Source organism: Hallella colorans (assembly GCF_003096815.1).
Taxonomy (GTDB): domain Bacteria; phylum Bacteroidota; class Bacteroidia; order Bacteroidales; family Bacteroidaceae; genus Prevotella; species Prevotella colorans.
This window is the reverse complement of the sequence record NZ_QENY01000009.1, coordinates 15,888-28,681: the sequence shown is the minus strand read 5'-3', so window position 1 is coordinate 28,681 and position 12,794 is coordinate 15,888. Positions and strand designations below refer to the sequence as shown.

General features: G+C 46.6%; 11 protein-coding genes. 5 read left to right on the top strand and 6 right to left on the bottom strand.

What is annotated here, in order from left to right:
• Positions 1-109: 109 nt before the first annotated feature.
• Positions 110-2,641, top strand: a complete 2,532-nt coding sequence (locus tag C7379_RS05890; protein ID WP_116616446.1) for an ATP-dependent Clp protease ATP-binding subunit — start codon at positions 110-112, stop codon at positions 2,639-2,641.
• A gap of 197 nt (positions 2,642-2,838) precedes the next feature.
• Here the strand turns inward: C7379_RS05890 and rplT are convergent, their stop codons facing one another.
• From rplT to C7379_RS05860, 6 genes are all read right to left on the bottom strand, one after another.
• The gene (rplT, locus tag C7379_RS05885; protein ID WP_116616445.1) at positions 2,839-3,183 is read right to left on the bottom strand and encodes a 50S ribosomal protein L20; all 345 of its coding nucleotides are present in this window, start codon (positions 3,181-3,183) and stop codon (positions 2,839-2,841) included.
• Positions 3,184-3,222: 39 nt separating this feature from the next.
• On the bottom strand, positions 3,223-3,420 hold the full coding sequence (rpmI, locus tag C7379_RS05880) for a 50S ribosomal protein L35 (RefSeq protein WP_116616444.1): 198 nt from the start codon (positions 3,418-3,420) through the stop codon (positions 3,223-3,225).
• Positions 3,421-3,499: 79 nt separating this feature from the next.
• The gene (gene infC / locus C7379_RS05875) at positions 3,500-4,201 is read right to left on the bottom strand and encodes a translation initiation factor IF-3 (protein ID WP_116616443.1); all 702 of its coding nucleotides are present in this window, start codon (positions 4,199-4,201) and stop codon (positions 3,500-3,502) included.
• Positions 4,202-4,602: 401 nt separating this feature from the next.
• Complete coding sequence (locus C7379_RS05870) at positions 4,603-5,661, bottom strand: bifunctional 3-deoxy-7-phosphoheptulonate synthase/chorismate mutase type II (protein WP_116616442.1); 1,059 nt, start codon at positions 5,659-5,661, stop codon at positions 4,603-4,605.
• A gap of 204 nt (positions 5,662-5,865) precedes the next feature.
• On the bottom strand, positions 5,866-6,687 hold the full coding sequence (locus tag C7379_RS05865; RefSeq protein ID WP_116616441.1) for a tetratricopeptide repeat protein: 822 nt from the start codon (positions 6,685-6,687) through the stop codon (positions 5,866-5,868).
• Between the two features lie 6 nt (positions 6,688-6,693).
• The gene (locus C7379_RS05860; RefSeq protein ID WP_116616440.1) at positions 6,694-7,272 is read right to left on the bottom strand and encodes a hypothetical protein; all 579 of its coding nucleotides are present in this window, start codon (positions 7,270-7,272) and stop codon (positions 6,694-6,696) included.
• Positions 7,273-7,455: 183 nt separating this feature from the next.
• On the opposite strand from C7379_RS05860, the gene C7379_RS05855 reads away from it, so the two are divergent.
• The 4 genes from C7379_RS05855 to C7379_RS05840 all read left to right on the top strand — a co-directional run bounded on the left by C7379_RS05855 (position 7,456) and on the right by C7379_RS05840 (position 12,781).
• A complete protein-coding gene (locus C7379_RS05855) occupies positions 7,456-8,295 on the top strand; it encodes a hypothetical protein (protein ID WP_116616439.1) in 840 nt (279 codons plus the stop codon).
• Between the two features lie 867 nt (positions 8,296-9,162).
• Complete coding sequence (locus tag C7379_RS05850; RefSeq protein WP_116616438.1) at positions 9,163-10,410, top strand: TolC family protein; 1,248 nt, start codon at positions 9,163-9,165, stop codon at positions 10,408-10,410.
• 1 nt (position 10,411) lies between these two features.
• Positions 10,412-11,305 (top strand): HlyD family secretion protein, encoded by an 894-nt coding sequence (locus tag C7379_RS05845; RefSeq protein ID WP_116616437.1) that lies wholly within the window; start codon positions 10,412-10,414, stop codon positions 11,303-11,305.
• A gap of 6 nt (positions 11,306-11,311) precedes the next feature.
• Entirely contained in the window at positions 11,312-12,781 is a 1,470-nt protein-coding gene (locus C7379_RS05840) for an ATP-binding cassette domain-containing protein (RefSeq protein WP_116616436.1), read from the top strand.
• Positions 12,782-12,794: the final 13 nt, after the last annotated feature.

The window sequence follows — 12,794 nt, the reverse complement described above, 5'->3', positions numbered from 1 at the left end:
ATAACATTTATACGAGTGGGAAGAAAAATATATTTTTGGCACGGTACTTGCACGTTCATAGGAAAAACAGTACTCATTAAGTAAGAATTAGAGAAAGGATAAACCAAATATGACCAGTCAATTTTCGCCCAAAATATCAGAGATACTTGCTTTTAGCAGAGAAGAGGCAGCGCGCCTGACCAGCGGTTTTGTTGGGCCAGAACACCTTTTGCTGGGTATGCTCAGAGAAAAGGAAGGCCCAGTGACTGATCTTTTCGAAAGGTTGGCTATCAGCGTTCCCAACATCAAATACCAACTGGAAGAACGCTTACGCGATAGCCAGCAACACATGACCGTTCAAACAAGAGACATTTTGCTAAACGACCACGCCAGCAACATATTGAAATTAGCCGTGATCGAAGCGAGAATCTTGCATACCCAAACGGTAGACGTTCAGCATTTGCTACTTGCCATATTGCACGACAACTTGGATAATGGAGCCAAAGAGGTGCTGGAGGAAAACAACTTGACTTACGAGAAGATGTTCCAATTGTTACAAAAGAAACCCATGACAGACGGATTGGACCTGCCTGACGAGGAAGAGGAAGATTTCGAAGACTCCAACATGGAGAGCCAACAAAGTGGATACAAACGGCACGCTACCGCCACCGCTCAGTCTCAAGGCAAGAGCAGCACACCTGTTTTGGATAATTTTTCCACCGACTTGACGCTCGCCGCTACCCAAGGCAAGCTCGACCCCGTAGTCGGACGCGAAAAGGAGATACAACGGGTGATAGAGATTTTGTGTCGCCGCAAGAAGAACAACCCAATATTAATAGGTGAGCCCGGCGTAGGAAAAAGCGCCATCGTAGAGGGGTTGGCTCAGCTGATATCCAAGCGCCGCACTTCCCCGATGCTGTTTAACCGCCGTGTTGTGAGCCTTGACATGACCGCAATAGTGGCCGGAACCAAGTACAGGGGGCAGTTTGAAGAGCGAATACGCGCGCTCCTGAAAGAATTGGAGCAGAACAAGGATGTCATAGTCTTCATCGATGAGATACACACACTTGTCGGCGCCGGGTCCACCCCGGGGAGCATGGATGCCGCCAACATTATGAAACCAGCGTTAGCGCGCGGCGCCATTCAGTGCATAGGAGCCACCACGCTCGACGAGTTTAGAAACTCCATTGAGAAAGATGGCGCGTTGGAGCGACGTTTCCAAAAAGTGCTTGTGGAGCCCACCACAAAAGAAGAGACTCTCCAAATCCTCATGAACATCAAAAGCAGGTACGAGGAACACCACCATGTCACCTATACAGAGGATGCCATCAACGCATGCGTCAAGCTCACGGAACGCTACGTCACCGACAGATTTTTCCCGGACAAGGCCATTGACGCAATGGACGAGGTGGGGGCAAGAGTGCATTTGCAGCACGCAGAGGTGCCAAAGGAGATTATCGAAATTGAAAAAGAGATAGAGAGTGTCAAAGCCAAGAAGCACCAAGCGGTAAACAGTCAGAATTTTGAGTTGGCCGCCAGTTTTCGTGACAAGCAGACTCAAATGGAACAGAAGTTGCAAGACATGCAACAGCAATGGAGACAAGACGACGCTGACACACGACAGGTGGTGACAGACAAGGAGGTGGCAGACGTGGTTTCAATGATGACAGGTGTACCCCTTCAGCGCATGGCGCAAACCGAGAGTGAACGCTTGGTGAAAATGGGCGACACTCTCAAGAAAGATGTCATAGGGCAGGACAGAGCCATCGAAAAAATGGTAAAAGCCATTCAGCGCAACCGTGTCGGGCTTCGCTCGCCCAACCATCCCATCGGCGCGTTCATGTTTCTTGGCCCGACAGGAGTTGGCAAAACATATTTAGCAAAGAAATTGGCAGAAAACATGTTTGGCTCTGAAGACGCGCTTATTCGCATTGACATGAGCGAGTACACAGAGAGCTTCAACGTGTCGAGGCTGGTAGGAGCGCCTCCCGGCTATGTAGGGTACGAAGAAGGCGGACAGCTCACGGAGCAAGTGCGTCGGCGCCCCTACTCCATCGTGCTGCTCGATGAGATAGAAAAAGCGCACGGCAATGTCTTCAACTTGTTGCTGCAAGCGCTGGACGAGGGCAGGCTGACCGACGGAAACGGACGCACCGTGGACTTTCGCAACACTGTCATCATCATGACCTCCAACGCTGGCACTCGCCAACTGAAAGAGTTCGGCCGTGGCGTTGGGTTTAACGCAGGCGGTATAGACAATGCCACGGACATGAGCGAGGCCAATAAAGAATACGCCCGCTCGGTCATTCAAAAAAGTTTGAACAAGCAGTTCTCGCCCGAATTTCTCAACCGGCTGGATGAAATTATCACATTCGACCAACTTGATTTGGGCGCTATCAAGCAGATTATCAACATCGAGCTGCGCGGCCTCATCAAGCGTATCAACGATTTAGGCTATAACGTTCAGATATCAGAGAAGGCCAAAGATTTTGTGGCCACCAAGGGATATGATATTCAATTTGGAGCCCGTCCACTCAAGAGAGCCATTCAAACATATATAGAGGACGGCCTTTGCGAGCGTATACTCTCAGGAGATATTAAACCGGGGCACACCATTTCCATTGGCAAAGCTCCCGGTAAAAGCGAACTAACATTTAAATAAGGGCTTCCTGATAATATCAACTATCCGTCAGCGTGTTTGCATTGAGCGCGACACGACTGGCGGATATTCTTTTTTTCGTTCGCCACCATCCAAGACAAGTCGGCTCGCCCCGGACGATGGCGATGGCGAAACGAAACGCCACAAAAAAAGCGAGCGCCGTTCGCGGCGCTCGCTTTATTATTTTTTTGCGTGGCAGACTATTTCACCTTGTCCACGATTGCCTTGAAAGCCTCGGGATTGTTCATAGCGAGGTCGGCTAGAACCTTACGGTTAATTTGAATTCCCTCCTTGTGCAGGACGCCCATCAACTGGCTGTAGCTCATGTCATGAATGCGCGCGGCGGCATTGATACGTTGTATCCAAAGCGCACGGAAATTGCGTTTCTTATTTTTACGGTCACGGTAAGCATAGGTCAAACCCTTCTCCCAGGTGTTCTTGGCTACCGTCCAGACATTCTTGCGAGCTCCATAATAACCTTTAGTGAGCTTCAGAATTCTTTTTCTTTTTGCTCTTGAAGCAACATGATTAACTGATCTTGGCATAATTTTCCTTCTTTAAACGTTCGACTAAAAAGTTAATAATTAACGGAGACGGAGCAAGTCGCGTACCTGCTTCAAGTTTGTGCTGTCAACCAATGTTGATTTCACAAGATTCCTTTTTTGTTTCTTAGTCTTCTTAGTCAGAATGTGACTGTGGTAAGCATGCTTGCGTTTAATCTTACCTGTACCGGTGAAACTAAATCTCTTCTTAGCACCGGAATTAGTCTTTACTTTTGGCATTTTTTGTTAATTTAAATTGTTATCAATAAAAGGTGGCTACGCATATACCTGGCGCTTCCACTCAGTTTTTGCTTCATTGTCACTCTTCGCGATCAGGATTTTGATCCTCGTTTATGAGATTTTTCAAGCTCTCGCCTCCCTTGGCATTGTCTAACAAACCGTTTCTCGAGGCGCTCTCAGCAACCTCTGCCTTGATTTTTTCCTTGGCGGCCTGCTCAGCGGCCAATCTGTCTCTTTTTTGTTGGCTCTGTTTCACGACGCTAACCTTTTTCGGCGCAAGGTAGAGGAACATCTTTTTGCCCTCAAGTTTAGGCAACTGCTCCACTTTGGCATACTCCTCCAAGTCGTTAGCAAAACGTAGCAACAGCACCTCTCCCTGTTCTTTGAACAAGATGGAACGACCTCTAAAAAAAACATAGGCACGCACTTTGTTACCCTCTTCCAAGAACCCTTTGGCGTGTTTCAACTTGAAATTATAATCATGATCATCGGTCTGAGGTCCGAATCTAATCTCCTTAACCTCAACCTTGGTCTGTTTTTGCTTCATTTCCTTTTGTCGCTTTTTCTGCTGATAAAGGAATTTGCTATAGTCGATGATTCTGCAAACAGGTGGCTGGGCGTTAGGAGATATCTCTACAAGGTCTACGCCTTGCTGCCGAGCCAAGTCTAACGCTTGGCGAGTTGGCATCACTTCTGCACCATTGTCACTGACCACGCGAACCTCGCGGACATGTATCTGTCCATTCACGCGATACTGATTCTTCATATTGCCTTTCTTCATTCAACTATTTTAAAAGCTTAACATATTTATGACCAGACGCATAACGTCCTGATTCAGCGTGCAAAATTACCAAAAATATAGCAACCATGCAAATGTTTCGACAAAAAAATCAAATATTTTTATATTAACCACTCCCATTAAGCGTGGTATCCGTTCAAACGAAAAACACTATCACAATTATATTGAAAAAACAAGACAAATGAGATATTTTACCGAAATATTGTTTTCAACGCGTGGCCATTGGATATTATTCGCATGGCGATTAGGGCTCAATGGCCATGCGATTAGTATCAAAACATGCTATGTTTGAGCCATAAACGCAATGCGAATGAATATTAAAATGTTGGACAAACGCAATGGCAAAGACCGTAGGCCTTGCCCGCGCGTCCACATCAAGCGTTTTATTGGTTAATTATCTCCAATTGTTGCCTTACGCTTTCTTGATGGATAATTTCAAAAATTTTGGCTACATTTTCAGCGTCCAATCCACTTGACATGGCCTGCGCACCCCGCTTTTCCAATATCTCGCCATAGCGATGGGGTTGGAAGACCGTCATATTTTGTTCTTTCTTATATTTTCCTATCTCTCTGCATACACGCATTCGCTCGGCCAATAGCTCCAAAATCTGGTTATCATACTCATCTATTTGGCGCCTCAGCAGCTTGATGTCCTCCGTGCCGTCAGTCTCGCTGCGCACCACAAGAAGGTCTAAAATGCAATTGAGCACATCAGGCGTTACTTGCTGGCTTGCATCGGTCCATGCCTCATCCGGATTGCAATGGCTCTCTATGATAAGCCCATCAAAACCCATGTCCATGGCTTGTTGGCACAGCGGCGCTATCAGTTCACGCCGCCCCCCGATATGGCTGGGGTCGCAGATAAGTGGCAAGTTGGGTATGCGGCGATGCAATTCCATTGGTATTTGCCACATGGGCAGGTTGCGATAAATTTTTTTTTCGTAACTGGAAAATCCCCGATGTATGGCCGCCATGCGCTTCACTCCTACCTGATAGAGCCGTTCCAAAGCCCCAATCCATAACTCCAAGTCAGGGTTGACTGGGTTTTTCACCAACACCGGCACGTCGACCCCTCGCAGGCTGTCGGCCACATCTTGCATGCCAAAAGGATTGGCGGCCGTGCGAGCGCCTATCCAAAGAATATCAATGCCATATTTCAGGCAAAGCTCCACATGCTCTGGCTTGGCCACCTCAGTAGCCACAAGCATGCCCGTCTCCTCTTTCACGCGCTTGAGCCAAGGCAAAGCCAGCTCGCCATTGCCCTCAAATCCTCCGGGCTTGGTACGTGGTTTCCACACGCCCGCACGAAACATGTGGCAACCTTTATCTCTCAATTGCTTGGCCGTGGCCATCACCTGCTCCTCTGTCTCGGCGCTGCACGGCCCCGCCAAAACAAAGGGACGCTCCCTGTCACAGGGCAAATTCAAAGATGTTAATTCCATATCCTATTTTTATTTTAAGGTAGGTAGTCGAAGATCGAACGGCTCCTTTTCTATTTATTCTTCTCTTTTTTATTGCCATCACGATCTTATCTCCTCTACGGCCATTTCACGATCTCTTATCATTCGTGCAGCCCACAAGTCTTTTGCGTCATGATGGCAGACTGGCAGAAACAAAAGACGTCGCGCAAGTTGGCCTTCATGCCATCATTCCTGCTTGTTTTCGTCCGGTCTGTTATGGGCGACCAGCTCCGCCAAGGCATCTCTATCAGCTTGCGCCCCAGTGTTATCACCCGTCATTTCTCTTAGGGTAGCTCTCTTCTCGTAAGCCTCGGCACAAAATGGGTTTGCATCTATAACTCTGCCATAATAGCTCATAGCCGCCGTCTTGTCATCCTCCGCGGTCACGCAACGCGCCTTGAGCAGCAGTGCGTCCTCGTTGTCACCAAGCTGTTGTAGCATGTTGTCGGCGTCTTTAGAGGCTTGCTCGATATTACCCATCTTCAGATAGGTTTGCCCCCGAAGCAGGCAAGCCTCCCAAAAGGGGTTGTCTTCAGACACGCTGATAGCCTTGGTGAGATAGCCGATGGCATCGGCGCACCTATCCTTTCCTATATACGCACGCGCGTAAGAATAGTTGGCTATGGCGTTCTCGCTATCTATCCCGATAGCTTTCTCGCATGCATCTGTCATGGCATCATAGTTTTCCATCATGTAAGCCACGTCTGCCATGCGCAGCCAGATACGCACATTGTCAGGCTCAAGAGAGGCCAAACGGCTTAGCTGCTCATACGCGGCCTCCATATTGTTGCTTCTAATCAATGCTTGCGCAAGATAGTCGCGCGTCTCAGCGTCATCTTTTATTTCGAGCGCATGGGTGAGACACTTGACGGCATAAGGCAGCGCATTTTGGTGCAACGCAGCCACGCCATCATATTTCAGCACGTCAAATTCTTTGGCTTGGCGTTCTCGCTCAGCCTCTTCGGCAGTCATGTTGTCGTTGCCAAAAAGTTTTCTCAAGAAGTTCATTAGTTTTTATTGTTTTTTCAATTTTTTGTAATGAGCGTTAGGAATGGCGTCCGCGCGCTCAAATTTAGGCCAATAACCCTCAGGTGTCAGCCATTTCTGTCCGGGCTTTCGCAGTTGCTTGAACGCGTATCGGGCGTTTATATAGCCATCCTCACCATCCTTGGCCAACACATAGCACCATACACTGCGCTTATACATCACAACCTTTTTGTTATCCTTGATGACTGTCTCGTCCCATGTCTCTTGTGGAATGACAGTCGAGATGACATTCGCATGGCTGTATCGACGCATAAAATCGGCTCGGCACGCCACATACATTCCCGTGGAGTCTGCCGTGAAACGGTTGGTGGTGTACACCGGCATGTACATCACGCCATCTATCTCCACCAATGTTTTATCACGACTACTGTCGTAACCTAATAATTCATTGAGACTGTCACCGGTTTTTTGTATACCACGCTTTATATCTCTCAACAGTGTGTTCAAACGCTCTTTGGGTGTCTGCTTAATGTCCTTGTACACTTGGGCGTTGGCAGAATTAGCAAGAATGAGTGCCAACAACAAAACCGTTAATTGTTTTTTCATACACGTACATGTTTTTTAGAATCGTTACAAAGTTAACCAATGTGGCACGAGCTACGGTATCGTTTTAGCGATTTTTATACAAAAGTATAATAAAAAAACTAAACCGACACATCGCTATCAACAACTTTCTGTATATTTGCGACAACATATCGCTCTCGCAAGCCGCTATCAAAAATTAAGAACATGAACATCAAAAGATATTATGTTATGGCGTGGTGCCTCATTGCAGTCACATTGGGGCATGCCCAGCAAGACAAGCTTTCCACCCTCAACACCATGAAGCCCGGCATGGCCATGAGCTCGAAGGCCACGCTTGCCCCACCCATGGGCATGGTGCCACAGGTAGCGTCGCCACATGTTCAGGCAGCTGTGCCCACGGCAAAAGAGCCGCATGACTTGACCAGCTGTCAGGGCACAAGCACGATCGGAACCACCGTGGCAGACTCTCTCCATTGCAAACGCAAGCCTTGCTCAAGCCCTTCTTGCGCCCCCCGCGTCTATCCCGTATCATGGCCCTATCACTATCTTTATGGTGGCATGCACCAAGGACTCAACGTGAGCCTAAGTTTGAGCGCTTTTGCCATGTTCGGCAAGCGCGCGCCAAGCGGCGCCGGCCTCGCGCAAAACATCAATGCCACTTGGCTACAGCCTTTGGGCAAACGGGCGTGGGTGGCCGCAGGTGGCTATCTCGACCATATTAACTGGAATGGAAACAGCTACACCTCAGGCGGACTGTATGGCCAATTGGGCTATCAGTTTGACGAACATTGGGCTGGATACATCTATGGCCAAAAATCTATCGTGAACGATGGTCTTGCGGGCTGTGGTTATTATTGGGGGCGTGGATTATACGGCATGCTGCCATCAATGTACAATGGGTTGGGCGACAAATTGGGCGCGACAGTGAGATGGACTCCCAACCCCACGCTCTCCATAGAGGTTTCGGTGGAGAAAAACTGGTATCCCAACACTCGGACGGTATATCCCGACCGCTACAAATACAACTACCCATCACCTAAATAAGACGCATGGCACGACAACTAATGTATATTCATGCGCAAAATCGCAACTTAATTGTTAGAAGGTTTATCCCATATTTGTCCTAAAAAATGGTCAATAATTTTTCGTTAAGTTCTTAAAGCGAAACCAACGATTAGGCACGTTTTGAGTTAGAAATATTCAAGCTATGTGCCTTGTTCAAGTTTCGGGGTTGCATTTAAGTACCATTCGCCTTTCGTTTAACACTTAAACACGACGCAAATAATCACTAATGGTCTTGCCTTTAAGCACTCATTGCACGATGATTAGGGCTTAATCACGGCACTACCAAGCAACGGTCATTCACGCATAGAAAATGACACACCCGCAAAGTGCTGAATGACACAATGTTGCAAAATCTCCAAATTTAGGCGTATTTCATGCCAAACGGTCAAAGTTTCTGAAATATGCGGCTCTTAAACCATGAATTAAACTATTTTCAACATCTGCCATTCACAGCTTATATTTCACTATGTATGAATATAAGATGACATCTTAGACTCTTTGTTTCCAACAAAAAAGATTTTCACATCCCACTTTTATTACCCTCTTTTGACATTTTGCCAGTCTGTCTATATAACATCCTCTTCTTGGGGAAAAAACTCTATACTCATGTTTAGGAATGCTTTTTTTAAAAGCTAAAAAACTTCCAATAGCTGCTATATCGTGAAAAGATATCAGCCATTATTTGCTGTCGTGACAAAAAAAATTGTTTCGTGCAGCGGCATCTTACAATAAACGACCCATAGCGATAAGTAAGTATTTTTAATCTGCAAAACATTAAATATCAAAGAAATAATAAAAAAATAAATCTTTTTTTTAACTTTGCAAGCACGACTAAACGTGGATCACATGAAACAAACATTGTCTATACTTTTGCTATCGCTCATCATCACGCCATGTTTCGCACAGCTTACTTTGGAGCGATGCCACGAGTTGGCTCGAGCTCAATATCCTTTGATCAAACAATATGACTTGATACAGCAAAGCCAAACGTACACTTTATCTAATGCCGTGAAAGCTTTTCTGCCCGAGGTGAAGTTTAGTTTTGGTGCCAACGGCTTCACAGACCCTATCAAGCAAACGCCACAAATGGACGCGATGGGCATGGGCGACATGAAAAACTACTTGCTAAACGGCAGCCTTCAGGTCAACCAATTGGTTTATGACGGGGGCGCAGTGTGCGCGAGAAAGAAAGTGGAGATGGCACAGACTAATGTGAATAAAAATCAATTGAGCGTGCGTTTGTACGATATCAATAGTCGTGTGGACGAGCTGTTCTTTAGCATTTTAATGATAGATGAGCAGCTTAAGCAGATGAAAATCATGCAGAGCGATCTTGACTTGAGCCTCAGCACAGTGCAAGCCATGATGAATGGTGGGGTGGCCAACCAGTCTGACATAGATAATGTAAAGGTGGAGCAACTGCGCGCGATACAGCAGGAAGGTAGCCTTCGCACCTCTCGAAAAGCCTATGCCCGCATGCTTGGCCTGTTTATTGGCAAAGATGTGGACCAAAACACCCATCTTGTCAAGCCCACCACAGCTATACCGTCAATGGGTGACGCAACGCAACGACCAGAGATGTCATATTATTTGGCCCAACAACAATTGCTCGACACACAGCGCAAAGCCCTTGACACCAAGCTCATACCCACCCTAAGCGCATTTGTTATGGCCATGTACCACAACAAAGTGATGGATATGATGAACCCGGGCATGGTGGCAGGAGGCATTACCTTGACATGGAAAATCTCACCTTTTTACACGCGAAAAAATGATTTAAGAAACCTTGGCATAAAAAAACAAATCGTGGACAAGGAACGAGAGACCTTTCTTTTTAACATGCGCATTCAAAATGAGGCTGCAATAGGTGGTATAGATGACCTGCGCCAAAAAATAAAACAAGACGACAGTATAATCCAATTACGTGAAAATATACACCGCATAGCCATGACAAAGGTACAAAATGGCATTGAGACCGTCAATGAGATGCTGCGCGACGTAAATGCCGTGAGCGAGGCACGGCAACAAAAATCCATACACGAGATTCAACTTTTGCAAGCAATTTATCAACTCAAGCATATCAACAACAACTGACATGAAAACGAGAAAAATAGCAATCATAAGCATTGCGGCACTACTGTCAGCCTGCACATCCAAAGAAAATCCATACGAAGCCACTGGCATTTTTGAGGCCACAGAGATCATAGTCTCTGCCGAACAAAATGGCAGGCTGATGCAACTCAATGTCACAGAGGGATCTACCATCGGCAAAGATGAGCAGGTAGGCCTTATTGACACAGTTCAGTTGGCGTTAAAAGCTCGACAGATAGGTGCAAGCACAGCCTCCATCGCCAACCAGAAACCTAATATCAACACACAAATAGCCGCTCTCAGACAGCAAATAACAAATGCCGAAAAAGAACAGAAACGTTTTGAGACATTGGTCAACAATGGAGCTGCCAACCGCAAACAGCTTGACGACGCTACATCTGCTGTCAACGTGTTGAAACGCGAACTTGACGCCAAGCTATCATCCCTAAATAGCAACAACCGTACCCTCAACTCACAAATAAGTGCGAACGAGATACAAAAATATCAAATTTTGGATCAGCTTAAGAAGTGCCACATATCATCGCCCATATCTGGCACTGTATTGGAAAAGTATGCAGAGCAGGGCGAGTTTGCCACAATAGGCAAGCCCCTATTTAAGGTCGCCGATACCAAGAATGTTTTTTTGCGAGCTTATATCACCAACCGCCAGTTAGGAAAAATAAAGATAGGGCAACAGGTGAAAGTGTTTAGCGACTACGGCGACAACCAACGCCAAGAATATACGGGCAAAGTGGTATGGATCTCGCCACGCTCAGAGTTCACCCCAAAAACTGTCTTGACAGACGATGAACGGGCTGACCAAGTGTACGCCGTTAAGATAGCTGTGAAAAATGACGGTCGCATCAAGATTGGCATGTATGGCGGAATGAACATATAATCATTGATGAACGCAATAGATATAAACCATGTAAGCAAGCGTTACGGCGCTGTTCAAGCCCTCGACGATGTTTCAATATGTGTCAACCAAGGCGAAATTTTTGGATTGATTGGTCCTGACGGCGCAGGCAAAACCACTCTATTTCGTATCATGGCAACGCTCTTGCTTCCAGATTCGGGCAACGCACGTATCAATGGCTACGATGTAGTGAGACAATATAAGGCTATCAGGCAACGCGTAGGCTATATGCCTGGGAAATTCTCGCTGTACCAAGACTTGACGGTAGAAGAAAACCTCAATTTTTTTGCAGACCTGTTTGGCACCACGGTCAAGGCTGGATACGATGGGATAAAAGCTATTTACACCCAAATAGAACCTTTCAAAAAAAGAAAGGCTGGCGCCCTGTCAGGGGGCATGAAACAAAAATTGGCTCTGTCTTGCGCATTGATTCATCAACCCGTTGTGCTTTTTCTTGACGAGCCAACAACGGGTGTGGATCCTGTTTCAAGGAAAGAACTTTGGCAAATGCTGAAATCTTTGAAACAAAGAAACATCACCATTGTGGCCGCCACACCCTATATAGACGAGATAAGATGTTGTGACCGAGTGGCCTTTTTAGACCAAGGCAAAATAAGGGCCATTGATACGCCCGACGCTATTTTAACCCAGTTTGCAGATATTTTCAACCCACCGGGTTTGCAACACGTTCAACATGTAACAACGAATCAAGCGCAAAATGAAGATGATGTGATAAAGGTGGACCATTTGGTTAAGGCCTTCGGATCGTTCCACGCTGTAGACGACATATCATTTTCCGTGCGTAGAGGTGAGATCTTTGGATTTTTGGGTGCAAATGGCGCAGGAAAAACCACAGCCATGCACATGCTGACAGGGCTTAGCAAGCCAACCCAAGGAACGGGCACAGTGGCAGGATTTGACATCAGACGACAATCTGAACAAATCAAGAAGTGCATTGGATACATGAGCCAGCGCTTCTCGCTATACGAAGACATGACTGTGGCACAGAATATAAAACTCTTTGGGGGCATATACGGCATGCACGCTGACGATATCTCAAGAAAAATGGACGAGATGCTCCGACGGCTGAATTTTGAAAAGCATCGCAACTCGCTGGTCAAATCGTTGCCTTTGGGCTGGAAACAAAAAATAGCATTCTCGGTCAGCATTTTCCATGAACCTGACGTGGTGTTTCTCGATGAGCCAACGGGTGGCGTGGACCCAGCTACACGTCGGCAGTTTTGGAAACTTATCTATGATGCGGCAGCACGCGGCATCACAGTGTTTGTAACCACACACTATATGGACGAGGCTGAATACTGTGACCGGATATCTATCATGGTGGATGGAAAAATTAGAGCTCATGGCACGCCACTCGAACTAAAACAAACCTATGGGCAAGAAACTATGGACGGGGTGTTTACCCTGCTGGCTCGCGAAGCCACTCGTGGAGAATAGCCAATAAATATAG

Bases quoted from the DNA above. Each gene is read 5' to 3' on its own strand.
- C7379_RS05870 (WP_116616442.1), bottom strand. From the start codon at position 5,661: ATGGAATTAACATCTTTGAATTTGCCCTGTGACAGGGAGCGTCCCTTT.
- C7379_RS05845 (WP_116616437.1), top strand. From the start codon at position 10,412: ATGAAAACGAGAAAAATAGCAATCATAAGCATTGCGGCACTACTGTCA.
- C7379_RS05840 (WP_116616436.1), top strand. From the start codon at position 11,312: ATGAACGCAATAGATATAAACCATGTAAGCAAGCGTTACGGCGCTGTT.
- rpmI (WP_116616444.1), bottom strand. From the start codon at position 3,420: ATGCCAAAAGTAAAGACTAATTCCGGTGCTAAGAAGAGATTTAGTTTC.
- C7379_RS05890 (WP_116616446.1), top strand. From the start codon at position 110: ATGACCAGTCAATTTTCGCCCAAAATATCAGAGATACTTGCTTTTAGC.
- rplT (WP_116616445.1), bottom strand. From the start codon at position 3,183: ATGCCAAGATCAGTTAATCATGTTGCTTCAAGAGCAAAAAGAAAAAGA.
- C7379_RS05850 (WP_116616438.1), top strand. From the start codon at position 9,163: ATGAAACAAACATTGTCTATACTTTTGCTATCGCTCATCATCACGCCA.
- infC (WP_116616443.1), bottom strand. From the start codon at position 4,201: ATGAAGAAAGGCAATATGAAGAATCAGTATCGCGTGAATGGACAGATA.
- C7379_RS05855 (WP_116616439.1), top strand. From the start codon at position 7,456: ATGAACATCAAAAGATATTATGTTATGGCGTGGTGCCTCATTGCAGTC.
- C7379_RS05860 (WP_116616440.1), bottom strand. From the start codon at position 7,272: ATGAAAAAACAATTAACGGTTTTGTTGTTGGCACTCATTCTTGCTAAT.
- C7379_RS05865 (WP_116616441.1), bottom strand. From the start codon at position 6,687: ATGAACTTCTTGAGAAAACTTTTTGGCAACGACAACATGACTGCCGAA.